The organism is Saccharothrix mutabilis subsp. mutabilis (assembly GCF_039521145.1).
Classification (GTDB): Bacteria; Actinomycetota; Actinomycetes; order Mycobacteriales; family Pseudonocardiaceae; genus Actinosynnema; species Actinosynnema mutabilis.
This window is the reverse complement of record NZ_BAAABU010000003.1, coordinates 160,731-186,777: the sequence shown is the minus strand read 5'-3', so window position 1 is coordinate 186,777 and position 26,047 is coordinate 160,731. Positions and strand designations below refer to the sequence as shown.

The 26,047-nt window shown below is 71.9% G+C and carries 23 protein-coding genes; 3 read left to right on the top strand and 20 right to left on the bottom strand.

What is annotated here, in order from left to right; all coding sequences use genetic code 11:
* Nucleotides 1-2 precede the first annotated feature (2 nt).
* The 13 genes from atpA to rpmE all read right to left on the bottom strand — a co-directional run bounded on the left by atpA (nt 3) and on the right by rpmE (nt 12,138).
* Entirely contained in the window at nt 3-1,649 is a 1,647-nt protein-coding gene (atpA, locus tag ABD126_RS08535; protein ID WP_343933149.1) for a F0F1 ATP synthase subunit alpha, read from the bottom strand.
* A 62-nt stretch (nt 1,650-1,711) separates the two neighbouring features.
* A complete protein-coding gene (locus tag ABD126_RS08530) occupies nt 1,712-2,539 on the bottom strand; it encodes a F0F1 ATP synthase subunit delta (protein ID WP_343933148.1) in 828 nt (275 codons plus the stop codon).
* A 10-nt stretch (nt 2,540-2,549) separates the two neighbouring features.
* Nucleotides 2,550-3,101 (bottom strand): F0F1 ATP synthase subunit B, encoded by a 552-nt coding sequence (locus tag ABD126_RS08525; RefSeq protein ID WP_343933147.1) that lies wholly within the window; start codon nt 3,099-3,101, stop codon nt 2,550-2,552.
* A 31-nt stretch (nt 3,102-3,132) separates the two neighbouring features.
* Entirely contained in the window at nt 3,133-3,378 is a 246-nt protein-coding gene (locus tag ABD126_RS08520) for an ATP synthase subunit c family protein (protein ID WP_121231937.1), read from the bottom strand.
* Nucleotides 3,379-3,454: 76 nt separating this feature from the next.
* Nucleotides 3,455-4,234 (bottom strand): F0F1 ATP synthase subunit A, encoded by a 780-nt coding sequence (gene atpB / locus ABD126_RS08515; protein ID WP_343933146.1) that lies wholly within the window; start codon nt 4,232-4,234, stop codon nt 3,455-3,457.
* A 151-nt stretch (nt 4,235-4,385) separates the two neighbouring features.
* A complete protein-coding gene (locus tag ABD126_RS08510) occupies nt 4,386-4,835 on the bottom strand; it encodes a Cg1360 family ATP-synthase-associated protein (RefSeq protein ID WP_343933144.1) in 450 nt (149 codons plus the stop codon).
* A 392-nt stretch (nt 4,836-5,227) separates the two neighbouring features.
* A complete protein-coding gene (locus ABD126_RS08505; RefSeq protein ID WP_343933143.1) occupies nt 5,228-6,382 on the bottom strand; it encodes a glycosyltransferase family 4 protein in 1,155 nt (384 codons plus the stop codon).
* Between the two features lie 71 nt (nt 6,383-6,453).
* Nucleotides 6,454-7,104 carry an L-threonylcarbamoyladenylate synthase gene (locus ABD126_RS08500; protein ID WP_343933142.1) on the bottom strand — a complete coding sequence of 217 codons (651 nt, stop codon included), beginning with the start codon at nt 7,102-7,104 and terminating at the stop codon, nt 6,454-6,456.
* A 203-nt stretch (nt 7,105-7,307) separates the two neighbouring features.
* Nucleotides 7,308-8,165 carry a peptide chain release factor N(5)-glutamine methyltransferase gene (gene prmC / locus ABD126_RS08495; RefSeq protein ID WP_343933141.1) on the bottom strand — a complete coding sequence of 286 codons (858 nt, stop codon included), beginning with the start codon at nt 8,163-8,165 and terminating at the stop codon, nt 7,308-7,310.
* A gap of 17 nt (nt 8,166-8,182) precedes the next feature.
* A complete protein-coding gene (gene lpdA, locus ABD126_RS08490; RefSeq protein WP_343933140.1) occupies nt 8,183-9,568 on the bottom strand; it encodes a dihydrolipoyl dehydrogenase in 1,386 nt (461 codons plus the stop codon).
* Between the two features lie 10 nt (nt 9,569-9,578).
* On the bottom strand, nt 9,579-10,778 hold the full coding sequence (locus ABD126_RS08485) for an acyl-CoA thioester hydrolase/BAAT C-terminal domain-containing protein (RefSeq protein ID WP_343933139.1): 1,200 nt from the start codon (nt 10,776-10,778) through the stop codon (nt 9,579-9,581).
* An 18-nt stretch (nt 10,779-10,796) separates the two neighbouring features.
* Nucleotides 10,797-11,852, bottom strand: a complete 1,056-nt coding sequence (gene prfA, locus ABD126_RS08480) for a peptide chain release factor 1 (protein WP_343933138.1) — start codon at nt 11,850-11,852, stop codon at nt 10,797-10,799.
* Between the two features lie 73 nt (nt 11,853-11,925).
* Nucleotides 11,926-12,138 carry a 50S ribosomal protein L31 gene (rpmE, locus tag ABD126_RS08475; protein WP_121225998.1) on the bottom strand — a complete coding sequence of 71 codons (213 nt, stop codon included), beginning with the start codon at nt 12,136-12,138 and terminating at the stop codon, nt 11,926-11,928.
* Between the two features lie 247 nt (nt 12,139-12,385).
* Here rpmE and ABD126_RS08470 point away from each other — a divergent pair, with 247 nt between their 5' ends.
* Complete coding sequence (locus ABD126_RS08470) at nt 12,386-12,799, top strand: hypothetical protein (RefSeq protein WP_343933137.1); 414 nt, start codon at nt 12,386-12,388, stop codon at nt 12,797-12,799.
* Nucleotides 12,800-12,904: 105 nt separating this feature from the next.
* Here ABD126_RS08470 and ABD126_RS08465 read toward each other — a convergent pair whose 3' ends face one another.
* The 7 genes from ABD126_RS08465 to argS form a co-directional block, all read right to left on the bottom strand.
* Complete coding sequence (locus ABD126_RS08465) at nt 12,905-15,235, bottom strand: ATP-binding protein (protein ID WP_343933136.1); 2,331 nt, start codon at nt 15,233-15,235, stop codon at nt 12,905-12,907.
* Nucleotides 15,236-15,590: 355 nt separating this feature from the next.
* Entirely contained in the window at nt 15,591-17,663 is a 2,073-nt protein-coding gene (gene rho / locus ABD126_RS08460) for a transcription termination factor Rho (RefSeq protein ID WP_343933135.1), read from the bottom strand.
* 335 nt (nt 17,664-17,998) lie between these two features.
* Nucleotides 17,999-18,874, bottom strand: a complete 876-nt coding sequence (thrB, locus tag ABD126_RS08455; RefSeq protein ID WP_343933134.1) for a homoserine kinase — start codon at nt 18,872-18,874, stop codon at nt 17,999-18,001.
* On the bottom strand, nt 18,871-19,974 hold the full coding sequence (gene thrC, locus ABD126_RS08450) for a threonine synthase (protein ID WP_343933133.1): 1,104 nt from the start codon (nt 19,972-19,974) through the stop codon (nt 18,871-18,873). The genes thrB and thrC overlap by 4 nt, the downstream gene beginning before the upstream one ends.
* On the bottom strand, nt 19,971-21,296 hold the full coding sequence (locus ABD126_RS08445) for a homoserine dehydrogenase (RefSeq protein ID WP_343933132.1): 1,326 nt from the start codon (nt 21,294-21,296) through the stop codon (nt 19,971-19,973). The genes thrC and ABD126_RS08445 overlap by 4 nt, the downstream gene beginning before the upstream one ends.
* Before the next feature lies 1 nt (nt 21,297).
* Nucleotides 21,298-22,722, bottom strand: coding sequence for a diaminopimelate decarboxylase (gene lysA, locus ABD126_RS08440; RefSeq protein ID WP_343933130.1), 1,425 nt, complete (start codon nt 22,720-22,722; stop codon nt 21,298-21,300).
* Nucleotides 22,722-24,365 carry an arginine--tRNA ligase gene (argS, locus tag ABD126_RS08435; protein WP_343933128.1) on the bottom strand — a complete coding sequence of 548 codons (1,644 nt, stop codon included), beginning with the start codon at nt 24,363-24,365 and terminating at the stop codon, nt 22,722-22,724. The genes lysA and argS overlap by 1 nt, the downstream gene beginning before the upstream one ends.
* Before the next feature lie 184 nt (nt 24,366-24,549).
* Here argS and ABD126_RS08430 point away from each other — a divergent pair, with 184 nt between their 5' ends.
* Together ABD126_RS08430 and ABD126_RS08425 are read left to right on the top strand one after the other, a co-directional pair.
* On the top strand, nt 24,550-25,350 hold the full coding sequence (locus ABD126_RS08430; protein WP_343933127.1) for a thioredoxin-like domain-containing protein: 801 nt from the start codon (nt 24,550-24,552) through the stop codon (nt 25,348-25,350).
* Between the two features lie 2 nt (nt 25,351-25,352).
* Nucleotides 25,353-26,030, top strand: coding sequence for a DUF305 domain-containing protein (locus tag ABD126_RS08425; protein WP_343933126.1), 678 nt, complete (start codon nt 25,353-25,355; stop codon nt 26,028-26,030).
* The last annotated feature ends 17 nt before the right edge of the window (nt 26,031-26,047 follow it).

Sequence of the window (26,047 nt, the reverse complement as noted above, 5' to 3'; positions counted from 1 at the left end):
CGTCACTTCTCGGCCGGGGCGGGTCGGTTCACCTTGACCGACTCGTGCCCGACCTTGTCGGCGTCCATCGCCTCAGCCGGGGCCTCGTTGACCACCGGGGCGCCGTTCGAGGCGGTGAACTGCTGCTTGAACGCGTTGACAGCGTCCACGATGCCCTTTTCGGTGTCCTCGGACAACGTCTTGGACTCACGGATGCTGGAGAGGACCACGTCGTGGTTGCGGCGGACGTGCTCCAGGAACTCGGCCTCGAAGCGGCGGACGTCGCCCACCGGGACGGAGTCGAGGTGGCCCTTGGTGCCCAGGTAGATGGACACGACCTGCTCCTCGACCGGCACCGGCGAGTACTGGCCCTGCTTGAGCAGCTCGACCAGGCGCGCGCCGCGCTCCAGCTGGGCGCGGGAGGCCGCGTCCAGGTCGGAGGCGAAGGCGGAGAACGCCTCCAGCTCGCGGAACTGCGACAGGTCGAGGCGCAGCGAGCCGGAGACCGTCTTCATGGCCTTGATCTGCGCGGCGCCACCGACGCGGGAGACCGAGATACCCACGTTGACGGCCGGGCGGACACCGGCGTTGAACAGGTCCGACTCCAGGAAGCACTGGCCGTCGGTGATCGAGATGACGTTGGTCGGGATGTACGCCGACACGTCGTTGGCCTTGGTCTCGATGATCGGCAGACCGGTCATCGAGCCGCCGCCCATGTCGTCGGACAGCTTCGCGCAGCGCTCCAGCAGGCGCGAGTGCAAGTAGAAGACGTCACCCGGGTACGCCTCGCGGCCCGGCGGGCGGCGCAGCAGCAGCGAGATGGCGCGGTACGCCTCGGCCTGCTTGGTCAGGTCGTCGAAGATGATCAGGACGTGCTTGCCCTGGTACATCCAGTGCTGGCCGATGGCCGAGCCGGTGTAGGGGGCGAGCCACTTGAAGCCGGCCGAGTCGGACGCCGGGGCCGCCACGATCGTGGTGTACTCCAGCGCGCCGGCCTCCTCCAGCGCGGCCTTGACGCCCGCGATGGTGGAGCCCTTCTGGCCGATGGCGACGTAGACGCAGCGGACCTGCTGCTTCGGGTCGCCCGACTCCCAGGCCTTCTTCTGGTTGATGATCGTGTCGATGCAGACCGCGGTCTTGCCGGTCTTGCGGTCGCCGATGATCAGCTGGCGCTGGCCGCGGCCGATCGGGGTCATCGAGTCGATGGCCTTGATGCCGGTCTGCATCGGCTCGCCGACGGGCTGGCGCTGCAGCACCGTCGCGGCCTGCAGCTCCAGGGCGCGGGTGTCGTCGGCGACGATGTCGCCGAGGCCGTCGATCGGCTGGCCGAGGGGGTTGACCACGCGGCCGAGGAAGCCGTCGCCGACCGGCACGGAGAGCACCTGGCCGGTCCGCTTGACCTCCTGGCCCTCTTCGATCTTGTCGAAGTCACCCAGGATGACGGCGCCGATCTCGCGCACGTCCAGGTTCAGGGCGACACCGAGCACGCCGCCGGGGAACTCCAGCAGCTCGTTGGTCATGGTGCCGGGCAGACCCTCGACGATGGCGATGCCGTCGTAGGTCTCCGCGACGACGCCGACCTCTTCCCGGCTGACTTCCGGGGAGTAGGTCGAGACGTACTTCTCGATCGCACTGCGGATCTCGTCCGACGAGATCGTCAGCTCCGCCATGTCGTTCCTGCTCTCACTTCGTTAAAGGAAAGGGGCTTGTGGGCCGCGGTTCCGGTGTTCGGTCAGCTCGCGAGGTCGCGGCGCAGAGCCGCGAGCCGACCCGCCACGCTTCCGTCGATGATCTCGTCGCCGATCTTGATCAGCAGTCCGCCGCGCAGCGAGGGGTCGACCTCCACGTGCAGCGCGATGGGCCGCGAGTAGATCCGGGTCAGCGTGGCTTCCAGGCGGTCCTGCTGCGCCGCGTCCAGCTCGACCGCGGAACGGACGTGGGCGACGGACCGTTCCCGGCGCTTGGCCGCGAGGGCCGCCAGGTCCGACAGACCGTTGACGATGCCGAGTCCGCGGGGCTCGCGGACCAGCTGGTCGACCAGGGTCTTGGTGGTCTCGTCCACCTTGCCCGCCACGAGGCTGTCCACCAGCGCGACCTTGCCCGCGGAGTCGCCCGCCGGGTCGGACAGCGCCAGCTCCAGGTCGTGGTTGCCCGCGATGATGCGGCCGAGGCGGAACAGCTCGTCCTCGACGGTGTCGAGCCGGCCGTCCCGCTCGGCCCGCACCAGCAGCGTGGTGCGGGCCAGCGACTCGACGCCGTCGACCAGCTCACGCGGGTTGGACCAGCGCACCGTGACGACCGTGGCCAGCACCTGGAGCGCCTCGTCGGAGACCTTGCCCGCGAGCAGGCCGCGGAGCAGGCCCTCGCGGCCGGTGGGCTCGGTCGAGGCGTCGGCCAGCGCCCGGCGCAGCGAGGGCTGCCCGGACAGCAGGCCGACGACCGCGAACAGCTCCTCGCCCAGCTTGCCGAGGGCCGCGCTGTCCTTGGCGCCGTCGACGATCTCCAGCAACCGCAGTTCAGCGGCGGCCAGCGCGTCGCGGCTGGCGGCGTGCAGCGTCATCGGCGTTCCCTCACTTGACGGCCGGAGCCGAGGTGTTGTCCAGCTCGTCGAGGAACCGGTCGACGGTGCCCCGGCGGCGCACCTCGTCCTCCAGCGACTCGCCCACGACCCGGTCGGCCAGGTCGACGGCCAGGCGGCCCAGCTCGCCGCGCAGCTCCGCGACGATCTGCGCGCGCTGGGTCTCCAGCTGGGTCTGGCCCGCCGCGACGATCCGGGCGGACTCTTCCTGCGCCTTGGCGCGCAGCTCGCTGATGATCTGCTCGCCCTCGATGCGGGCGTCGTCCCGGATGCGAGCGGCTTCCGCCCGCGCCTCGGCGAGCTGCGCCTTGTACTGCTCAAGCGTGCGCTGGGCCTCGGCCTGCGCCTGCTCGGCCTTCTCGATCCCGCCCTCGATCTTGGCGGCACGTTCCGCGTAGACCGCCTCGAACTTCGGCGAGACGAACTTCTTGATGACGAAGAAGAGCAGCAGGAACGCGATCAGGCCGATGATGATCTCGGAGGTGTGCGGGAGAACCGGGTTGATCGGCTCCCCCTCCGCCGCCGCCACGATGAGGGTTTTCATCACAAACCTTTCTTATGCGATGAACGGGTGCTCAGGCTGCCGACGCGAGGAAGTACACGACGAAGCCGAGCAGCGCGAGGACCTCGACGATGGCGAAGGTCGTCCAGGCGAGGCTCAGCAGCACGCCGCGGGCCTCGGGCTGGCGGGCGGTGCCGCTGATGACCGAGGAGAAGATCAGACCCACGCCGATGCCCGGGCCGATGGCCGCGAGGCCGTAGCCGATCGCGGCAAGACCCGCGTTGGTCACACCGGAGGCGGCTTCCTGAGCAAGAACGATGGATGCGCTCACTTGTGCTGTTCCCTTTCCAACTCGGTCCGCGAAAGGCTTCGCGGATCGGAGGCTTGAGTGTTTTTCAGTGCTCTTCCGCCAGCGCGGCGCCGATGTAGTTGGCGCTCAGCAGGGCGAAGATGTAGGCCTGAAGGACCATGATCAGCGCTTCCAGGAACGTCAGCGCGATGGCGAAGATGAAGGCGATCGGGGCCACCACGACCGTGATGCCGCCGTTGAGCAGCAGGAACTCACCCGCGAGGGTGAAGACCAGCAGCAGGAGGTGACCCGCGAACATCGCCGCGAAGACTCGGATGGCGAGCGTGAGCGGGTTCAGGACGAACTTCTGGAAGAACTCGATCGGGATCAGCAGGATGAGCACGAACCAGGGCGCGCCGGGCGGCATGGTGGCGTGCTTCAGGTAGCCCACGAAACCGTGGCGCTTGAAGCCCACGAAGTGGTAGACCGGGTAGATGACCAGGACCGAGACCGCGAGCGGGAAGCCGATGTGCGCCATCGTGGGGAACTGGATGAACGGGATGAGCCCGAACAGGTTGTTCACCAGGATGAACGTGAAGACGGTGAGGATCAGCGGAACGAAGGGCTTGAAGTCCTTGCCGCCGATCTGCTCGCGGGCGATCGAGTTGCGACCGATGTCGTAGGCCGACTCGGCGAGGAACTGGAACTTGCCCGGGACGAGCTTCATGTTGCGGGTCGCCGCGATGAAGAACGCCCCGATGATGAGGACCGACAGGACCAACAGCACCATCGGCTTGTCGACCGAGCCGAAGATCGCCGGGGGGAAGAAGTCCTTCACACCGGGTGCGACGAACTCGTCACCCGAGGCCAGCACCAACGTGGTCACTGTGTTCCTTCCGGTTCTCCCGGCCGGCGTTCACTCCGCCGGGGGAATCGTCACGATCGGGACAAACGTACCGTATGCACCGCACGCGCCCTTGAGGGGCACCCCTACCAGCCAGGGCGTCCCGTCTGCGCGCACCGTACCAGCCGGTAGCTCAGGGGTTGCCGGGGGTGGGGATGATCACCTGACTGCGACTGCGCTTGGAAGCGCGGACCTCCATGAAGGTCGCCACGACGATGGTCGCGGCCATGGTCAGCGCGAGGGCGTTCTGGTGGACGCTGTCGGCGATGGCGGGCACCTTGCGCAACAGCACCATCACCACGACCAGCAGGATCAGCTTGCCGAGGAAGCCGCCGAACGCGGCGATCATGATGAACTGCACGGGCAGGTTGGCGGTGCGGTGCATCAGCCACAGCGTGATCAGTGAGCACGCGATGGCGAGCGCGCCGCCGACGAGCGCCGAGACCAGGCCGGGGACACCGGCCACGACGGTCCAGACGACCGCACCGATCGCGACGGTGGCGAGAGCGGCCCAGATCGCGCCGCGGAACATCTCCCCGGCCAGCTTCTGGACGACCTTCTCGTGAGTCCACTCCTGGCTCATGTGTCACCCCTTCCCACTGGTCGGGACCGAGTGTATGTGGGGTCCTCGCACCACTCGGACGGCGGGGGTCGAGAACCCCTGGCTCCGGTGTGTCACGGAGGTTCGCGGGCTGGGGCGGTGGCTCGGCGGGGTTGGCCGGGCGGGCTCGGTTGGGCGGGCTTCGCGGTCTCGGTGGGTTGAGCGGGCTCGACGGGCTGCGCGGGCTCGACGGGCTGCGCGGGCTCGACGGGCTGCGCGGGCTCGGCGGGCTCGGCGGGCTGGGCGGGCTCGGCGGGCTGCGCGGCCGGGAGCGGGTCGGTTGGGGCGGGTCGGTGAGGGCGGGTGTTGGTCTTGGCCTCCGGCCCCCGGTCACCATTTTGCCGGCGGGGTACGACAGTGCCGGGCGTGTGGCGTCAGGAGCGCTTGACTTCGCGGAGCCTCGGGATGGCCGAGATCAGCAGGGCCACGAGCAGGCCGATGGCCAGGCACCACGCCACCACCGCCACGTCGAACAGGGTCAGCGCCACCGCGCCGAACGCCAGCACGCCCGCCCACAGGTAGATCAGCAGCACGGCCCGCCGCTGCGAGTGCCCGATCTCCAGCAACCGGTGGTGCAGGTGCATCTTGTCCGCCGAGAACGGGCTCTCGCCCCTCCTCGTCCGCCGCACCACGGCCATGAGCAGGTCCAGCAGCGGCACGAAGAGCACCGCCGCCACGACCACCAGCGGCGACAGCAGGCCGAGCAGGTCCTTCGTCACGACCGTGGACGAGTAGTTCAGCTTGCCGGACGCGCTGGTCGTCGCCGCCGCGAGCATCAGGCCGATGAGCATGGAGCCCGAGTCGCCCATGAAGATGCGGGCCGGGTTGAAGTTGTGCGGCAGGAAGCCCAGGCACGCGCCGGCCAGGGTGGCGGCGATCAGGGCGGGCGGGTACGAGCCCACGTCGCCGCCGTTGCGGGCCAGGACGCCGATGCTGAAAGTGCAGGTCGCGGCGGCGGCGATGAGGCCGATGCCCGCCGCCAGGCCGTCCAGGCCGTCGACGAAGTTCATCGCGTTGACCATGGTGACCGCCAGCAGCACCGTCAGCAGCGCGCCCTGGTTCTGGTCCAGCACCAGCAGCGAACCGGTGCCCGCGCCGTCGTCGCCCCACGGCACCCAGAACAGCAGCCACTGCAGGCCGAACAGCACCAGGATGCCCGCGGAGGTGACCTGGCCCGCGAGTTTCGTCAGCGAGTCCAGTTCGAAGCGGTCGTCCAGCACGCCCACCAGGACGATCACGCCGCCGCCGACGATCACCGCCCACGGGTCGTCGGAGAAGTCGAACGCGGCGCGCAGCACCGGCAGCTGGTGGGCCAGCAGCATGCCGCCGAGGACGCCGCCGTACATGGCGAGGCCGCCCATGCGCGGCATGGGCTTGGTGTGCACGTCGCGCTGCCGCGGGTACGCGACGGCGCCGATGCGGAAGGCGAGCTTGCGGACCAGGCCGACGAGCAGGAAGGTCACGACGGCGGAGGTCAGCGCGACGAGCAGGTACTCCCGCGCGGGGAGGACGTTCGAGGCTTCGGGCACGTGGTGCTAGCCCCTCGGGGATGCGGACACGGTGGGGAGGGTGCCCACGCTACTCCGATCGGGAAGATCCACTAGCGGGCGACCTCGACTTCGACACCCAGCACCTCGCGCACCTCGCGGACCGGAACCGCGCCCTCGCGCAGCACGACCGGGTCCGGCCCGGTCAGGTCCACGATGGTGGAGGCGGTGCTCTCCTCCGACGGCCCGCCGTCGAGGTACACGCCGACGTCCTCGCCGAGCTGGTCCCACGCCTCCTGCGCGGTCGCGGCGGGCGGGAAGCCGGACTTGTTGGCGCTGGACACGGCCATCGGGCCGACGTCGCGCAGCAGTTCGAGGGCGACCGGGTGCAGCGGCATCCGCAGCATGACCGTGCCGCGCGTCCTGCCGAGGTCCCAGGCCAGCGACGGCGCGTGCTGGAGGACCAGGCTGAGGCCACCGGGCCAGAACGCCTCGATGAGCGCGCGCGCCTGCCGCGGGACGGACAGCACGAGCCCGTCGACGGTCGTCCAGGAGCCGACGAGCACGGGCACCGGCATGTCCGGCCCGCGCCCCTTGGCCTCCAGGAGGTACCGGACGGCCTTCGCGTCGAAGGCGTCGCAGCCGATCCCGTAGAGGGTGTCGGTGGGCAGCACGACCAGCCGCCCGGAGCGCACCGCGCCCGCGGCGGCGGCGAGGCCGGCGGCGCGGTCGGACTGGACGCTGCAGTCGTAGAGCGTGCTCACGGTGTGATCCTGGCACAACGCCTTCGGGGGTCACGCACTGTCCCCGGTCGTGCACGCGGACGGCGGACGACCACGCCCCGGAGTGGGCCGCTGAGGCGCGAAGGGCGGACGCGGGCACGTGGGCGGACACGGGCGGGTCTGAGGACGCCAGCGGGTGCGAAGGTGAGGCGCGGCCGGCGGGCGCGGGCGCGAGCGGGTGGTGGTCAGGCGCGGCGGGCGGTGGCGAAGCGGGGGCGGCCGGTCAGGTCCTTGTGGTCTTCCACGTCGGTCAGCACGCGGCGGGCCGAGAGCAGGGCCGGGACCGCCTCGCCGTGCGTGTCGTCGTGTTCGATGGCCACGTGGCCGCCCGGCTTGAGCAGGCGCGCCGCCAGGGCCACCACCGGGCGGATCACGTCCAGGCCGTCGTCACCGCCGAAGACGGCCGCGTGCGGGTCGTGGTCGGCGACCTCCGGCTGGACCGGGGTGCCCTCGGGGACGTAGGGCGGGTTGCAGACCACCAGGTCCACCGTCCCGTCCAGATCGGACAGCACGTCCGGCGCCGTCACGTCGCCCGCGTGCAGCACGATCGGGGTGTCGCCGGCCTCGTGGCGCGCGTCGGCGTTGCGGCGGGCCCAGGCCAGCGCGGCCGGGTCGCGTTCGACCGCGTGCACGGTCGCGCCCGGCAGGTGGTGCGCCAACGCCAGGGCCAGCGCGCCCGAACCGGTGCAGAGGTCGACCACCAGCGGCGTCTTGTCCACTTTGGACAGGCACCAGACCAGCACCAGCTCGGTCTCCGGGCGCGGGATGAACACGCCGGGACCGACGTCCAGGTCCAGGCCGCCCAGGTGCGCCCACCCGGTCAGGTGCTGCAACGGGATGCGCTTCACCCGCTTGCGCACCAACTGGTGCAGCGCCTCGACCACCGGCGGGTCCACCAGCGGGATCAGCGGCAGCCGGGAGCGGTCCACGCCCAGGACGTGGGCCGCCAGGAGTTCCGCGTCCACGCGCGGGCTGTCGACCCCCGCCGCGGCCAGCATTCGTTCTGCTTCCAGCACGGCCAGCCGCAGCGGGTGTCGGGTCATGGGACCAGAGCCTAGAACTAGAAGTTGATCATGTGACCGGCCAGGCCGTGGATCGCCTCCTTGACGGCCTCGCCCAGCGTCGGGTGCGCGTGGACGTTGCGGGCCACCTCGTGCACGGTCAGGTCCCACTGCTGGGCCAACGTCAGCTCCGGCAGCAGCTCCGTCACGTCCGGCCCGATCAGGTGACCACCGAGCAGCTCGCCGTACTTGGCGTCGCTGATCAGCTTCACGAACCCGGCCGAGTCGCCGATGCCGTGCGCCTTGCCGTTCGCGGTGAACGGGAACTTCGCCACCTGCACGTCGAAGCCCTTCTCGCGGGCCTGCGCCTCGGTGTAGCCGAAGCTCGCGATCTGCGGCTGGCAGTAGGTCGCGCGCGGGATCATCACGAAGTCCAGCTCCTGGGTCTCCGCGCCGGCGATGGTCTCCGCCGCGATGACGCCCATGGACTCGGCCGCGTGCGCCAGCATCAGCTTCGCGGTGACGTCGCCGATGGCGTAGATGTGCGGCACGTTCGTCCTACCGCGACCGTCCACGGCGATCGCGCCGCGCTCGGTGAGCCGCACACCCGTGTTCTCCAGGCCGTAGCCCTCGACCCGCGGCTGGAAGCCGATGGCCTGCATGACCTTGTCGGCCTCCAGGACCTCGCTGGAGCCGGCCTTCGACACGGTGACGCGGACCTTGTCGCCGGAGTCGTCGATGCCCTCGACCTTGGTGCCGACGCGGACGTCGATGCCCAGCCGCTTGTACCGCTTGGCCAGCTCCGTGGACACCTCCACGTCCTCCAGCGGCACCATGCGGTCGAGGAACTCGACGATCGTGACCTTGACGCCGTAGTTGTGCAGCACGTACGCGAACTCGACGCCGATGGCGCCCGCGCCCGCGATGATGATGCTCCCCGGCAGGTCCGACGACATGATCTGCTCTTCGTAGGTCACGACGCGCTCGGACAGCCTGGTGCCCGGCAGCAACCGGGTCTGCGCGCCGGCGGCGATGATCGCGTGGCTGAAGGTGACGGTCTCGTCACCCACCTTGATGGTGTTGGCGTCCACGAACGTGCCACGGCCGTTGTACTCCGTGATGCCGTTCTTCTTCATGAGGAAGTGCACGCCCTTGACGCGCCCGTCCGCGACCTTGCGCGAGCGGTCGAACGCCGCGCCGTAGTCGAACTTCACGGTGCCGTCGACCTGGATGCCGTAGGTCTTCTGCTCGTGGGTGAACAGGTGCGCCAGCTCGGCGTTGCGCAGCAGCGCCTTCGACGGGATGCAGCCCACGTTCAGGCAGACCCCGCCCCAGTAACGCTCCTCGATGACCGCGGTCTTCAACCCGAGCTGGGCCGCGCGGATCGCGGCGACGTACCCGCCTGGCCCAGCACCGAGGACCACGACGTCAAAGTGTGCGCTCATGAGCGACACATTAGGTGCCCAGTTGGCCCGACAAGAACTCGATGGCGCGACGCCACGCGTCGGCGCGGGCGGCGGCCGTGGCGCCCGGTGAGCCGCCCATCTCGAACAGCACGCCGGGCCCCGGGACCAGCAGGTCGGTGGTCGGCCGGTGCGGCGGGCCCGCGATCAGGTGTCCTGCCTCGGGGTACACCACGTGCTCGTACGGGAACGGGTGGTCGTGCTCGGCGAGGCGGCGTTCGGCGACGGCGCTCAGCTCCACGCACGGCCAGCTCTGGTCGCGCCCGGATGAGAGGAGCAACACACCCCCGTTGACGCGCTCGACGGGGATCTCGGCGTCCTCGGGGATGCCGTCGGTCAGGTCGAAGGCGAGCTTGAGCGGCACCGGGTCGCCGTCCACGATCCGGCGGCGCAGCGCGTCCGGGATCGTGTACGGCAGGTACGGCAGCGGGCGACCCTCGCGCGTCCAGGACGCGGCTTCGAAGCCCAGCTTCTCCAACAGCCTGGTCCCGGGTCCGATGCCCTGCGTCACCACCCCGCTGCCCACGACGCTGACCACCGCGTTGACCTGCGGGAAGGTGGCGCCGACGAGCAGCGCCAGCTCACCGCCGCGCGACCCGCCGACAACACCGATCCGGCGGTCGCCCAGGTAGGTGATGGCCGTGCCGAAGTACTCCAGCGGGATGTCGACCAGGTCGTCCGGCACGCCGTCGACGCCGAAGTAGGCCAGCGCGAGGGCCGCGAAGCCGTAGCGGGCCAGCAGCGCCGCGTCGTCCTCGTGCAGCCCGCCCTCGGAGCCGCCCAGGACGATGACGCCGGGGTGCACCTCGCCGTCGTCGGGCTCGAACAGGACGCCGACCAGGCCGTTCTCGGTGACCTCGGTGCGCCGCAGCCCCCGGGGCACGCGCAGGCGCTCCACCTCGACCTTCCCGACGCCGTCGACCTCGACCAGCGCGGGACCGGGCTCGTCACCCGTCGGGGTCATGGACCAGAACAACCCCATCGGGTCAACGCCGTCGTAGTCGCCCTCGACGGGCGCGTGCCGGGTCAGGTCCACCACGCCGCGCTCGTCCGCGCGGAACACCGCCTCCGAGGCCCGGTCGCCGGTGGTGGCGCGCACGGTCGTCACGGCGTCGGGTTCCAGCCCGACGACCTTGATCTCCAGCGAGGTGTCGAGGGGGGCGCTCTGCGGGGTCACCAGGATTTCCGCCATCGTGCGCCTCCCGTCGCGTCACCCGCCGGCGAGCCGTTCCGCCCGATCGGCCGCCGCCAGCGCGTCCAGCACCGCGTCGAGGTCGCCGTCGAGCACTTGATCCAGGTTATGCGCTTTGTACCCGACGCGGTGGTCGGAGATGCGGGATTCGGGGAAGTTGTAGGTCCGGACCCGTTCGGAGCGGTCCACCGTGCGGATCTGGGCGCGGCGCGAGTCCGACGCCTCCTGCTGCGCCTTCTCCTCGGCCAGCGCCTGGAGGCGGGCCTGGAGGACCTGCATCGCGCGGGCCTTGTTCTGCAGCTGGCTGCGCTCGTTCTGGCAGGACACGACGATGCCGGTCGGGAGGTGCGTGATCCGCACCGCCGAGTCGGTCGTGTTGACGCTCTGCCCGCCCTTGCCCGACGAGCGGAACACGTCCACGCGCAGGTCGTTCTCGTCGATCTCGATCTCGACGTCCTCGGTCTCCGGGAAGACCAGGACGCCTGCGGCGCTGGTGTGGATGCGGCCCTGGCTCTCGGTGACCGGCACGCGCTGCACGCGGTGCACGCCGCCCTCGTACTTCAGCCGCGACCACACGCCGTCCGGCGAGTCGCCGCGGGACTTGATGGCGACCGTGACGTCCTTGAAACCGCCCAGGTCGGAGTCGGTGCCGTCGAGCACCTCGGCCTTCCAGCCGTGGCGCTCGGCGTAGCGCAGGTACATGCGCAGCAGGTCGCCCGCGAACAGCGCGGACTCCTCGCCGCCCTCGCCGGACTTGATCTCCATGACCACGTCGGCGGAGTCGTGCGGGTCGCGCGGGAGCAGCAGCTCGGTGAGGCGCTCCTCCAGCTGGGGGACGCGCGCGGCCAGCTCGTCCACCTCGTCGGCGAACGCCGGGTCCTCGGCGGCCAGCTCCCTGGCGGCCTCCAGGTCGCTGCGGACCTGCTCCAGCTCGCGGGCGGTGCGCACGACGGGGGTCAGCTCGGCGTAGCGCTTGCCGAGCTTGCGGGCGCCGGCCTGGTCGGCGTGCACCGAGGGGTCGGCGAGCTTCGCCTCCAGCTCGGCGTGCTCGGCGAGCAGGGCTTCCAGGGTCACGACGCGTCCTTAGAGGTGGTGTGGATACGACAACGGCGCCCACCCGCGGCACGGGTGGACGCCGTTGTGGTTGCTACTTGGCGCGCTTGCCGTAGCGGGCCTCGAAGCGCGCGACCCGGCCACCGGTGTCGAGGATCTTCTGCTTGCCGGTGTAGAACGGGTGGCAGTTCGAGCAGACCTCGACGTGGATGGCACCGGAGGTCTTGGTGCTGCGGGTGGTGAACGTGTTGCCACAGCCGCAGGTGACCTCGGTCGTCACGTACTCGGGGTGGATGCCGGTCTTCAACGTCTTGTCCCTCTCTTCGGTGGCCGCCGGGTCCTCGCTGGTCTTGAGTGAGGTGAACCGGAGCCGGACTCGACCTGACAGTCTGCCAGATGCCGTCTGCGGTCGTTGCAACGCGTTCCGGACCCGGGATGTTCCCGTGTCCGACGTCACTACCGCTTGCCGACCGTGGTCGACCATTCGGCGCAGGGGGTAACCGTTTGACCACTCGGGTGGCACCTGGCCGTGTTGCGCGCTCCACACTGTGCGCGTGTTCTGCGCAACCGGACGCCCGTTGGGTGTGGCCACCTGGATGGCCATGCCGTTCCTCTTCGTCAGCGCCGTCCTGGGGCTGACAGGCGTGGCCGGTCTCGTCTCGGGAGCGACCCCGGACGTCGGGCTGTCCGTGGCGCTCTTCGGCGCCGCGGTGGCGGTCCTGGTGGCCGGTGGCGGGCTGGTCGCGTGGCGCAGCCGCCGGCAGCGGCTCGTGCTGCGCTGGGGCTACCCGGCCGCCGTGCTGGCCGTGGGGATCGGTGTGGACGGGGTCCGGGTGCCTGTGGTGGCGGTGGTCGCCGTGGGCGTGCCGGTGCTGTTGCTCCTGGTCGGGCGGTACGTGGTGGAGCGCCGCCGCACCGCAGCCGCCGCCGACGAGTCGTTCGCCTCCTCCGGCTACGGGTGCCGCTGACACCGGTCACGGATGCCGCCGGCCGGCGGTCACGGGTGCGGATGGCTGGCGGTCACGGGCAGCGGCCGGCGGTCACGGTGCGGCCGACTCGGCAGCGGCCGGCGGTCACGGGTGCGGCCGGTCGGCGTCGGGCAGCCACTGGCGGCCGTAGCGGGCCAGGTCGTAGCGGTCGGTGATGCCGGTCTTGCGGCGGACCTCCTGCAGGTAGGTCTCGAAGGTCCGCTTCCCGCACGCCATCCGGGCGGCCATCGCCTCGTTCGTGGCCGGGAAGTCGGCCGCCAGCCGCAGCAGCGCCTCGAACTCGCGGCGGGTCAGGCCCGCGGGGAACTCCCGCCGGTGCACCGCGCCGCCCCGCTCGGGCAGCGCGAGGGCCAGTTCCACCAGGTCGTCCAGGGGTGACTTCCCGCCCGCCGCGGTCCGCTGCTCCCAGGCGTCCCGGCCCAGGCCGGAGACGCAGAGGTCCACCACGCCCTGTTGCAGCCGCAGGTTCGGGGTCAGGCCGGTCACGAAGGTCGAGATCGCCCGCTGGTGCGCCCACGCGCCGCCGAGCAGGTGGGCGGCGGTCGCGTGCTCGCCGCGGGTGCCGGCGGCCAGGGCCATCAGCCACAGCGTCCACGGCGGCCCCCACCGGTCGCCCATGTCGTGCTGCGCCCGCAGCGTGGTCTTGAGCAGGACCAGCGCGCCGTCGGGGTCGTCGTCGCAGGCGAAGGTGACCAGGGCCAGCAGCCAGCGGGCCCAGGACGCCGCCCACGGCGCGCCGGCGGCCAGGGTGTCCGCCAGGTGGTCCTGCGCCAGCCGGCGGGCGTCGGGGTGGCGGTAGTAGGCGGCGGCGAACCCGGCGAACAGGTTGCGCATGTGGCGGCGGCCCGGGTGCGGTTCGGCGGCGGCCAGGCGGCGCAGCAGGTCGATCGAGCCGGCGGCCACGGCCGGGTCCGGCTCGGCGATCCACAGGGCGGTCGCCTCGGCCCAGTCCACGGCCTGCGCGGCGCGGGCCGTGCCCCCGTCCCCCGGCGGCAGCCGGCGCAGCAGCTCGTGGCACCGGTCCAGGACCGGGCGGGCGGTGGCGAGGCCGTCGCCCTGGATGAGCGCGGCGAACGCGCCGCCCGCCATGCACTCGACCACGCCGGGCAGCAGCTGGTCGCCCAGCGCGTCCAGGCACATCGTCATCAGCCGGCGCAGCTCGCCCAACGTGCCCATGAGCGTGTTCGCGCGGCTGTCGGACAGGTCCACCAGCAGCCGCAGCGCCCGCTCCCCCTGCCCGCCGGCGACCAGGGTCGTCACGGCGGTGCGGATGTTCGGCATCGCGGCGTCCACGGCGCGCAGCAGCGGGACCTCGTCGGGCCCGTAGCAGCGGTCCGCGACCCGGGCCACCAGCGCGGCGTGGTGGTCGGCGTGCGCGACCCGCGCCCGCGCGGCCAGCTCCGGGTCCGCGTGCAGGCCGAACGCCCGGACGGTGGGCAGCATCCGCCACCGGCTGCGCCCGTCCAGCTCGGTGTGGATGAGCACCGAGTGGTCCACCAGCGTCTCCAGCACGGCCTCCACCCCGTGGGGGTCGCCGACCAGCTCGGCCATGTGCCGCACGGCGTCCAGGTCGGCCGCGCCGGTGAACACGCTCAGCACCACCCACAGCCGCCGGGCCGGCTGGTCGAGCAGCTGGTGGGTGAGCTGCATGGACGCCCGGAGCGTGCGGTGGTGCCACTGGTCGACCTCCGGCAGCCGGCCCTGCGCCAGCAGCGCCAGGTCCGCCCGCAGGCCGTGCAGCAGCTCCGCCCACGTCTTGTGCCGGCGCAGCGCCGCCACCATCTCGATCGCGTGCGGCACGCCCTCCAGCAGCGCGCACACCTCCCGCGCGGACGGCTCCTGCTCGGGCAGCAGCGGCTTGCCCTTGGCGGCCAGGCGGTCGCGCAGCAGGACCAGGGCGTCGGGCTCCTCGCCGCCGACGGACACGTGCGGCAGCGGCTCCAGGTCCACCACCTGCTCGCCGCCGACGCCCAGCGGCAACCGGCTCGTGGCCAGCACCCGCACGCCCTCCGCCGCCCGCAGCAGCAGGCGGACCAGCTGCGGCAGCGGGCCGGGCCGCTCCGGGTCCTCGTGCTCCACCAGGTGCTCGCAGTTGTCGAGCACCAGGAGCAGGCGCTTGTCCCGCAGGTGGTCGGTGAGCAGGGTCGTGACGGGGCTGCCGCCGTTGTCCACCAGGTCCAGCGCGCGGGCCAGCTCCCCGGCCACCCCGGCGCCGCGCACGTCGACCAGGGGCACCGGGACGGCACCGTCGGCGAAGTCGCCCTCCACCACGCCGGCGACGTGCTCGGCGAACCGGGTCTTGCCGATGCCGGCCGCGCCCTTGACGGTGACCAGCCGGCGCGTCCGGAGCAGGTCGCGCACCGCGGCCGTCTCGACCCCGCGGCCGACGAAGGTGCTGAGCCCGGCGGTTGACACGCTCGCCTCCACGTCAGGGTCACGATCCGAGCACGGACAGTACAAGGCGGGGACCGGCCGACCACGGGAGGGATCACGGAGCCGCGCGTTGGGCCGAACCGAGCAATCCTCCGTAGCGCTACGGAGTCGCCGCACGGTCGGGCGTGCCGAACGGCGCGGTGCAACGGTGCTGCGGGCGGTCACCGGCCGGCTACGGTCGAACGCGGGGGGCAACCGGCCATGCGGGGGGCAGGCCGAGTCGCGGCGGGAGGCCCGGACCCCCAGTGCGGGCCTCCCGTCGCGGCACCTCAGCCGCCAGAACGCCGAACGGCCCGCCCCTCGCGCGAGGGGCGGGCCGTTCGGGTTCGGGCTCGGGTCAGTCGTTGTCCGCGCCCGGGGTGGTCTTGGCGACCTGCATCAGGAACTCGATGTTCGTCCGGCTCTTGCGCAGCCGGTCGAGCAGGAGGTCGATCGCCTGCTGGCCGTCGAGGGCGTGCAGCACCCGGCGGAGCTTGTGCATGACCGCCATCTCGTCCGGCGAGAGCAGCAGCTCCTCCTTGCGGGTGCCGGAGGCGTCCACGTCCACGGCCGGGAAGGTCCGCTTGTCGGCGATCTTCCGGTCCAGCTTCAGCTCGGCGTTGCCGGTGCCCTTGAACTCCTCGAAGATCACGCTGTCACCGGCCGAACCGGTCTCCACCAGCGCGGTCGCGATGACGGTCAGCGAGCCGCCGCCCTCGATGTTGCGGGCCGCGCCGAGGAACCGCTTCGGCGGGTACAGCGCCGTCGAGTCGACACCACCGGACAGGATCCGGCCGGACGCCGGGGCCGCCAGGTTGTAGGCGCGACCCAGGCGGGTGATCGAGTCGAGCAGCACGACCACGTCGTGGCCCATCTCGACCAGGCGCTTGGCCCGCTCGATGGCCAGCTCCGAGATCGTCGTGTGGTCCGACGGCGGGCGGTCGAAGGTCGAGGCGATGACCTCGCCCTTCACCGACCGCTGCATGTCGGTGACCTCTTCCGGGCGCTCGTCCACGAGGACCACCATCAGGTGGCACTCGGGGTTGTTCTTCGTGATCGCGTTGGCGATCGACTGGAGCACCGAGGTCTTGCCGGCCTTCGGCGGGGACACGATGAGCGCGCGCTGGCCCTTGCCGATCGGCATCACCAGGTCGATGACGCGGGTCGTCAGGATGTGCGGCTCGGTCTCCAGCCGCAGGCGCTCGTTCGGGTACAGCGGCGTGAGCTTGGTGAAGTCGGGGCGGTTGCGCGACTCCTCCGGGTCCAAGCCGTTGATCTTGTCCACGCGCACCAGCGGGTTGAACTTCTGCCGCTGCTGCTCGCCGTCGCGCGGCTGGCGGACGGCGCCGATGATCGCGTCACCGCGGCGCAGGCCGTACTTGCGCACCAGCGACAGCGACACGTAGACGTCGTTCGGCCCGGCCAGGTAGCCCGACGTGCGGACGAACGCGTAGTTCTCCAGCACGTCGAGGATGCCCGCGACGGGGAGCAGGACGTCGTCCTCGCGCACCTCGGTGTCGGTGCCGCCGCCCGCGCCGTCACCGCGGCCACCGCGCCGGCGGCGGTCGCGGAAGCGCCGGCCGCGCCGACCGCCTTCCTCGTCACCGTCGTCCTCGACGGCGTTGCCGCCGCCCTGCCGGTTGCGGTCCCGGTCGCGGTTGTCGCCCCGGTCCCGGTCACGGTCCCGGTCGCGGTCCCGGCGGTTGCCGCGGTCACCACGCTCACCGCGGTCACCACGCTCACCGCGCTCACCGCGGTCGCCGCGCTCGGACCGGTCGCCGCGCTCGGACCGGTCGCCGCGCTCGCCGCGGTCGCCACGCTCCTGGCGCTGCTCACGGGGCTGCTCGGCGCGGTCGGCCTGGGGGCGCTGTTCCTGCTGCGGGCGCTCCTGGGTCTGCGCCGGGGCCTCCGCGGCGGGAGCGGCGGCGGGCTGCTGCTGCGCCTCCGGGCTGCCCGCCGGGCGGTTGGCGGACCGGCGGCGGCGGTTGCCGCGGCGGTTGCCCTCCTCCTCGGCCGGGCGGTCGGCGACGTCGAGCTGCTGCTGCGTCGGCCGGTCGACCGGCTGCTCGGCGGCGGGCTTCTCGGCGGCGGGCTTCTCGGGCGCGGGAGCGGAAGCCGCGGCCTTCGGGGCCGAAGCCTTCTTCTCGGCCTTCGGCGGCGTCGCGGCACTGCCCCGACCGGAGGTGCCGCCCTGACGCTCCTTGATGGCCGCGATGAGGTCGCCCTTGCGGAGACCGGCCGTGCCGGTGATGCCGAGCTGACCGGCGAGCTCACGCAGCTCGGCGAGCACCATGCCGGACAGGCCCGCCCGCTTGCGCGGCGGGGCGCTGCCGTTCGAAGGGGTGGTCAGAGCGTTCTCCTCGGCTCCGGAACTGGCAGCGGCGTTGGGAGCAGCAGGAGCTTCGCTGCTCAGCACATCAGTGTTGCTCACACATGTCCTTCCTGACCGGACCGCGCCTCCTACGCGGCCCAGCGGACCTGCCGTCCGACGGAATGCGGATCGACAGTAACGCCTGCGTGCAGGCGGACCTCGGAGCGCACGAATGCGGAGTCCACCGGTACGAGGCGTTCTCGGTCACACGGCGAGCGGGTGCCTTCCAGCGCCAACCCCGCCCGTACGGCACAGGGCCAAGTCACTGGAGGAATGCGATCCGGAGCGAATGTCCGGGCACCACACCGGCGCCCGTGCGCGCGGTGACTGATGGCCCCGAGGGTAGACGCCGGTCCGGCCAGGTGCAACAACCGGGGCGCGGCGCGTCGCATCACTCAACCGAGTGGCGCAACGCGGACTCCCCCGGCGTCGACCGGGACGTGCAGCGGGGTGAAGCCCGCGAGGTCGATCGGGTCGGGCAGCTTGCCGCCCTCGGGCAGGGCCAGCACGGTCGGCCCGGCCCCGGACACCGCCGCCGGCACTCCGGCTTCCCGAAGCGCCCTGACCAGCGCGAACGTGGCCGGCCAGGCCGGTTCGCGGTACGGCTCGTGCAGCCGGTCGTCCAGGGCGTCCAGCAGCAGGGAGGGGTCGGTGGTGAGGGCGTGGACGGCCAGCGCGGACCGCCCGGCGGCGAACGCGGCGTCGGCGTGCGGCACCGTCGCGGGCAGCAGGCCGCGGGTCGTCTTGGTGGACGACTCGACCGCCGGCACCAGCACCACGGGCCGCAGCGCGGGGTGCGCTTCGAGACGCACCGCGCGGAACCGGTCACCGTGCGTCCACGCCACGGCGACGCCGCCGAACATCGCCGCCGCCGCGTTGTCGGCGTGGCCCTCGAACTCGGCGGCGAGTTGCAACGCGGTTGTGTCCAACTCGTGCCCGGCCAGCGCGTATCCGGCCGCGATGCCCGCGACGACGGCCGCCGACGACGAGCCGAGGCCGCGCGCGTGCGGGATGGCGTTCCGGCACCGCAGCACCAGCCCCGGAACGTTCACCGACCGCAGTGAACAGGCGGCGCGGAAGGCCTGGACCACCAGGTGCGACTCGTCACGGGGGACGCTGCCCGCGCCCTCGCCGGTCACCTCGACCGCCAGCCCGGCCGGCACGACCTCGAACTCCACCTCGTCGTGGAGGCCGAGGGCCATGCCGAGCGCGTCGAACCCCGACCCGAGGTTCGCCGTGGACGCGGGGACGGTGACGCGGACGCCGGTCACGACAGTTCCAGCGCGGTGGCGACCGCGCCGGGGTCCACCGGGACCGGCTCGACCTCGGCCATGCCGAGCAGCGCCGTGTCCGGGTCCTTCAGGCCGTGGCCGGTGACCGTGCACACCACCAGCGAGCCCCGGGGCAGGCGGCCGTCGGCGGCGGTGGCCAGCAGGCCCGCCACGCTGGTCGCCGACGCCGGCTCCACGAAGATGCCGTCGCGGGAGGCCAGCAGCCGGTAGGCCTCCAGGATCTTCTCGTCGGTCACGGCCTCGAACAGGCCGCCGGACTGATCCTTGGCGGTGACCGCGCCGGTCCAGGACGCGGGGCTGCCCACGCGGATGGCCGTGGCGATGGTCTCCGGGTCGGCGACCGGCCGCCCCAGCACCAGCGGGGCCGCGCCGGCGGCCTGGAAGCCGAACATGCGCGGGGTCGAGCCCACCACGCCGTCGGCCGCGTAGTCGGAGTAGCCGCGCCAGTACGCGGTGATGTTGCCGGCGTTGCCGACCGGCAGGCAGTGCACGTCCGGGGCGCGGCCCAGGACGTCGCAGATCTCCCAGGCGGCGGTCTTCTGGCCGATCAGCCGGACCGGGTTGACCGAGTTGACCAGGGTGATCGGGTACTCGGCGGAGGTCTTCGCGGCCAGTTCGAGGCAGTCGTCGAAGTTGCCGTCGATCTGGAGGATGCGCGCGCCGTGCGCGACCGCCTGGGCGAGCTTGCCCAGCGCGATCTTGCCGCGCGGCACCAGGACCGCCGCGGTGAGCCCGGCCTTGGCGGCGTAGGCGGCGGCGCTGGCGGAGGTGTTGCCGGTCGAGGCGCAGATCACGGCCTTGGTGCCGCTCGCGAGGGCGTGCGTCATGGCCACGGTCATGCCGCGGTCCTTGAACGAGCCGGTCGGGTTCGCGCCCTCGACCTTGATGTGGACCTCGCAGCCGGTCACGTCCGACAGGTGCTCCGAGTGCACCAGCGGCGTGCCGCCTTCGTGGAGGGTGACGACCTTGGCGCCCTCCGGGAGCTGGATCCGGTCCGCGTAGGCGTGGATGATGCCCGGCCACCCGGGCCGCGCCGCTGTCCGATTGTCGGCTCCGCCGACGGTCGCCTGGGCTGTCACGATTCTTCGCCTTCCACCCGCATCACGCTCACAACATCCCGAACCACGGGCAGTCCGCCGATTTTGTCCACGGTCGACCGCAGTGCCGCGTCGGTCGCGGCGTGGGTCACGATCACCAGGCTGGCGTCGTCGACCCGCCCCTCCTGCCGCACCGCCGCGATGCTCACGTCGTGCTCCGCGAACACCGCCGCCACCTGCGACAACACACCTGGCCGGTCGGCCACGTCGAGGCTGATGTGGTACCTGGTGGGCGTCTGGCCCATCGGCCGCACGGGCAGCGCCGCGTAGGCCGACTCGCGCGGGCCGCGCCCGCTGACCACGCGGTTGCGGGCCACCGCGACCAGGTCGCCGAGCACCGCGCTGGCCGTGGGCGCGCCGCCCGCGCCCTTGCCGTAGAACATCATCTCGCCCGCCGCGTCGGCCTCCACGAAGACCGCGTTGAACGCGCCGTTCACGCCGGCGAGCGGGTGGGTCCTCGGGATCATGGCCGGGTGGACGCGCACGGAGATGAATTCGGAAGCGTTCGCGGTGTCGTTCCGGTCGGCCCCGCCTCCGGAAACGCGCTCGCAGATCGCGAGCAGCTTCACCGTCCGGCCCAGGCCCTTGGCGGCGGCGATGTCGGCCGCGCTGACCTGCGCGATGCCCTCGCGGTGCACGTCGGCGGCGGTGACCCGGGTGTGGAAGGCCAGCGACGCGAGGATCGCGGCCTTGGACGCGGCGTCGAAGCCGTCCACGTCGGCGGTCGGGTCGGCCTCCGCGTAACCCAGCCGGGTGGCCTCCTCCAGCGTCTCGCCGTAGCTCGCCCCGGTGGAGTCCATGCCCGACAGGATGAAGTTCGTGGTGCCGTTGACGATGCCCATCACGCGCGTGATGCGGTCGCCGGCCAGCGACTCGCGCAGCGGCCGGATCAGCGGGATCGCGCCCGCGACGGCCGCCTCGAAGTACAGGTCCGCGCCGGTCGAGTCGGCGGCCTCGAACAGCTCGCCGGAGTGCTCGGCGAGCAGCGCCTTGTTGGCGGTGACCACGGACTTGCCCGACCGCAGCGCCTGGAGCAGCAGGGTCCGCGTCGGCTCGATGCCGCCGATGACCTCGACCACGACGTCCACGTCGGACTCGACCAGCGCCTGCGCGTCGGTGGTCAGCAGCTCGGCGGGCACCTCGCGGTGCTTGTTGGGCCGGCGCACCGCGATGCCCGCGAGTTCGACCGGCGCGCCGACCCGCGCGGTCAGGTCCGCCGCGTGGTCGGTCAGGAGCCGGACCACCTCGGTGCCGACCGTGCCGCAGCCCAACAGCGCGACTTTGATCGGTTTCTGGCCAGGCACGTCATACCTCCAGGCGGAACAGGTCTTCCTCGGTCTCCCGGCGCAGCAGCAGCCGCGAGGCGCCGTCGGCCACCGCGACGAGCGCGGGCCGGGGCAGGCGGTTGTAGCCGCTGGCCATCGAGTAGCAGTAGGCCCCGGTCGCCGCGACCGCGATGAGGTCGCCGGGCGCCAGGTCGTCGGGCAGCCAGCAGTCGCGCACCACGACGTCGCCGGACTCGCAGTGCTTGCCCACCACGCGGCACAGCACGGCCTTCGCGTCGGGCTCGGCCTTGCGCGACACCAGCTTGCAGTCGTACACGGCGTCGTACAGGGCGGTGCGGATGTTGTCGCTCATGCCGCCGTCGACGCTGACGTACCGGCGGATCGCGCCGGCGTCGAGCTGGACGTCCTTGATGGTGCCGACCTCGTACACGGTGACCGTGCCGGGGCCGACGATCGCGCGGCCGGGTTCGACGGCGATCTTGGGCGCGGGCAGGCCGGCGTGCGCGCACTCCTTGCCCACGATGTCCTGCAGCTGGCGGGCCAGCTCGGCGGGCGGCGGCGGGTCGTCGTCCGCCGTGTAGGCGATGCCCAGGCCGCCACCGAGGTCCACGGTGGACACCCGGTCGAGGATGCCGTCGCCGTGCTCGTCGCGCAGCTCCGCGAGCAGGCCGATCACGCGGCGGGCCGCGACCTCGAAGCCGCTGGCGTCGAAGATCTGCGAGCCGATGTGGCTGTGCAGGCCGACCAGCCGGAGGCCCTCGGCCTTGAACACGCGCCGCGCGGCCTCGGCGGCGTCGCCGGAGGACAGCGAGAAGCCGAACTTCTGGTCCTCGTGGGCGGTCGCGATGAACTCGTGGGTGTGCGCCTCGACGCCGACCGTCACGCGGATCATCACCGGCTGCACGACGCCGCGCTCGCGCGCGACCTGGTCGAGCCGGGCGATCTCGTGGTAGGAGTCGAGCACCACCGCGCCGACGCCCGCCTCGACCGCGGCGGTCAGCTCGGCGACGGACTTGTTGTTGCCGTGCAACGCGATCCGCTCGGCCGGGAAGTCGGCGCGCAGCGCGATGGCCAGTTCGCCGCCGCTGCACACGTCGATGCTCAGGCCCTCCTCGGCGACCCACCGGGCCACCGCGACGGACAGGAACGCCTTGGACGCGTAGTGCACCTGCGTCGGGTCGCCGAACGCCTCGGCGTGGTCGCGGCAGCGGGACCGGAAGTCCCGCTCGTCCATCACGAACAGCGGCGTGCCGTGCTCCTGCGCCAGGGCGCGCACGTCCACGCCGCCGAACCGGACCGCGCCGTCCTCGCCGCGTTCGGCGTTGCGCGGCCACACGTGCGGGTGGAGCAGGTCGAGCTCCTCCGGGGTCGCCGGCCGGTTGCCGGCGGTGTTGGACGGGACCAGGACGTCGGCGTGCCGGGGACCGGCGGGGTGCGCCCTCATCACATCTGCTCCGGGGCGCTCACGCCCAGCAGGCCGAGGCCGTTGCGGAACACCTGGCGGGTGGCCGCGCACAGCGACAGCCGCGCCCGGTGCAGGTCGGTGGTCTCCTCGTCGCCGCGCGGCAGCACCCGGCAGTGCTCGTAGAACCGGTGGTAGGTGCCCGCGAGCTCCTCCAGGTAGCGCGCGACCCGGTGCGGCTCGCGCAGCTCGCCGGCCGTGGCCACGACCCGCGGGAACTCGCCGATCGTGCGGATCAGGTCGCCCTCGCGGTCGTGCTGGAGCAGCTCGTACTGGTCGCTCTGCGTGACACCGAGGTCGGCGGCGTTGCGCAGCAGCGAGGACAGGCGCGCGTGCGCGTACTGGACGTAGAACACGGGGTTCTCGTTCGTCCGCTTGCGCAGCAGGTCGAGGTCGATGTCCAGGGACGAGTCCACCGAGGACCGGGACATGGCGTAGCGGGCGGCGTCCACGCCCACCGCGTCCACCAGGTCCTGCATGGTGATGACGGTGCCCGCGCGCTTGCTCATCCGCACCGGCTTGCCGTCGCTGACCAGGTTCACCATCTGGCCGATGAGGACCTCGACGGTCTTCGGGTCGTCGCCCAGCGCCGCCGCGGCGGCCTTCAGGCGGCCGATGTAGCCGTGGTGGTCCGCGCCGAGCATGTAGATGCACAGGTCGAAGCCGCGCGACCGCTTGTCCAGGAAGTACGCGATGTCGCCGGCGATGTAGGCCGGGTCGCCGTCGCGCTTGATGACCACGCGGTCCTTGTCGTCGCCGTACTCGGTGGACCGCAGCCACCAGGCGCCGTCCTCGAAGTACAGGCCGCCGGAGGTCTTGAGCTGCTCGATCGCCTTGGCGACCGCGCCCGACTCGTGCAGCGAGTTCTCGTGGAAGAACACGTCGAAGTCGGTGCCGAAGTCGTGCAGGTCGCGCTTGATCTCGTCGAACATCAGGTTCACGCCGACGCGCCGGAAGACCTCGTGCGAGTCCTCGGCGGTGAGCGCGGTGGGCTCCCGCTTGAGCACCTCGGCGGCGATGTCGGAGATGTACCCGCCCGCGTACCCGTCCTCGGGGGCCGGCTCGCCCTTGGCGGCGGCGATCAGGGACCGCACGAACCGGTCGATCTGCGCGCCGGCGTCGTTGAAGTAGTACTCGCGGGTCACGTCGCCGCCGTTGGCCGCGAGGATGCGGCCCAGCGCGTCGCCGACCGCCGCCCACCGGGTCCCGCCCAGGTGGATCGGGCCGGTCGGGTTCGCGGACACGAACTCCAGGTTGATCTTGACCCCGGCCAGCCGGTCGCCCCGGCCGTAGGCGTCACCGGCCGTGAGCACGTCGCGCACGATGCCGCCCTGGGCGTCGGCGGCGAGGCGGAGGTTGAGGAAGCCGGGGCCGGCGACCTCCGCCGACGCGACGGCGTCGGTGCCCGCGAGCGCCTCGGCGAGCCATCCGGCCAGGTCACGGGGCTGCACCCCGGCCTTCTTGCCGATCACCAGGGCGAGGTTGGTGGCGTAGTCGCCGTGCTCGGGGTTGCGGGGTCGCTCGATGGTCACCGCGGCGGGGAGGACGGCGGGGTCGAGGCCGCGGGTGGACAGCACGTCCACGGCCGTCGCACGGACCAGGTCAGCGAGCGCAGCGGGAGTCACCCGTCAAGTCTAGGGAAACGTTCGCGCAGGTCTCGACCGGGATACGCGTCCCGAGGAATGGGAGTGACGCAGGTCCCGCAAGTGTTAACGAACACCCCTGGTGACCGGCAGTTGACGGTGATCCGACACGGTGTCCCTACACTGGCCCGCGGCATGGGCGTAAGACGACGGACCTGAGGCGGACATGACCAGCGGCAAGAAGACTAAGGCCGCGCGCTCCAGCGTGGCGGCGGCGCGGTCCTCGGTGGTGGCGAAGAAGCCGAAGCCGTGGGGCACCATCATCGCGGTGATCGCCGTGCTGGCGCTGGCGGGCACCGTGTTCGGGTATGCCTATTCGCAGATCTCCGAGAAGAACCGGCAGGAAGCCGCGCTGGCCAAGTGGCAGCCCTCGGAGGAGAACAAGGACCCGTCCGACCAGATCCAGGGCGTGGTCAAGAAGGAGTACCCGGCCGGCAAGCACGTGCAGCCGACGCAGCGGGTCGCCTACGACCAGTCCCCGCCCTTCGGCGGGCCGCACGACGGCGCGTGGGCGAACTGCACCGGTGTCGTCTACGCCAAGCCGGTGCGCACGGAGAACATGGTCCACTCGCTGGAGCACGGCGCCGTGTGGATCGCCTACAACCCGGACCAGGTCTCCGGTGAGGCGCTGGACAAGCTGAAGGTCAAGGCCGACGGCCAGCAGTACACGATGCTGTCGCCGTACCCGGGCCTGGACAAGCCGGTGTCGCTGCAGTCGTGGGGCCACCAGCTCAAGGTCGAGAGCGTGGACGACGAGCGCATCGACCAGTTCATCAAGTCCCTGCGCCGCAACCAGTACGCCTACCCGGAGATCGGCGCGGCGTGCGACTCGCCGACCTTCGACATCGACAACCCGCCGCCGTTCGTGGCGGAGAAGCCGGGCGCGGACGCGGTCCCGATGGACGGCGGCACCACCGACCCGACCGAGAACCCGACCGCCGCGCCCACGACCCAGCCGAGCAGCTGACGTTGACCGCGGCCGAGCAGTCCCGTCCCGGCACCGCCACCAGGGCCCTCGTGGCCGCGGTGGCGGTGCTGGCGGTGCTCCTGCTGGGGGCGGCGGTGGGCCTGCTCATCCGGTTGCCGGGGTCGGACAACGCGTCGGTCCCGGCGAAGGACTCGGTGGACGTGGGCTTCTCGCAGGACATGGCCGTGCACCACGTCCAGGGCATCACCATGGCCAACACGGCCCGGGACAAGACCACCAACCAGGCGATCCGCCAGCTGGCGTTCGACATCGAGTCGACCCAGCTGGAGCAGGTCGGGCGGATGAAGGGCTGGCTGACCCTGTGGGGGATGCCGGAGCAGAGCCCCGACGGGACGCACATGAAGTGGATGGCCACGGCGTCCCACCACTCCGCCGGTACGACGTCGTCGGCCGGCAAGGCGGGGCTCATGCCCGGCATGGCTTCGTCGGAGGAGCTGGCCAGGCTGCGGTCGCTGTCGGGGACCGAGTTCGACGTGTACTTCCTGCAGCTCATGCTGCGCCACCACCAGGGTGGGGCGCCCATGGCCGAATACGCGGCCACCCACGCCGGGCAGAACGTCGTGCGGACTCTCGCGGACAACATGCTGAAGTCGCAGTCCAGTGAGAGCGAGTACATGAAGCAGCTGCTGACCGAGCGGGGCGCTGCTCCTTTGCAGTAGTGCGGCGGCGCGAGGCT

Bases quoted from the DNA above. Each gene is read 5' to 3' on its own strand.
- lysA (WP_343933130.1), bottom strand. From the start codon at position 22,722: ATGAGGGCGCACCCCGCCGGTCCCCGGCACGCCGACGTCCTGGTCCCG.
- ABD126_RS08525 (WP_343933147.1), bottom strand. From the start codon at position 3,101: ATGAAAACCCTCATCGTGGCGGCGGCGGAGGGGGAGCCGATCAACCCG.
- ABD126_RS08530 (WP_343933148.1), bottom strand. From the start codon at position 2,539: ATGACGCTGCACGCCGCCAGCCGCGACGCGCTGGCCGCCGCTGAACTG.
- ABD126_RS08485 (WP_343933139.1), bottom strand. From the start codon at position 10,778: ATGGCGGAAATCCTGGTGACCCCGCAGAGCGCCCCCCTCGACACCTCG.
- atpA (WP_343933149.1), bottom strand. From the start codon at position 1,649: ATGGCGGAGCTGACGATCTCGTCGGACGAGATCCGCAGTGCGATCGAG.
- lpdA (WP_343933140.1), bottom strand. From the start codon at position 9,568: ATGAGCGCACACTTTGACGTCGTGGTCCTCGGTGCTGGGCCAGGCGGG.
- ABD126_RS08430 (WP_343933127.1), top strand. From the start codon at position 24,550: ATGACCAGCGGCAAGAAGACTAAGGCCGCGCGCTCCAGCGTGGCGGCG.
- prmC (WP_343933141.1), bottom strand. From the start codon at position 8,165: ATGACCCGACACCCGCTGCGGCTGGCCGTGCTGGAAGCAGAACGAATG.
- ABD126_RS08510 (WP_343933144.1), bottom strand. From the start codon at position 4,835: ATGAGCCAGGAGTGGACTCACGAGAAGGTCGTCCAGAAGCTGGCCGGG.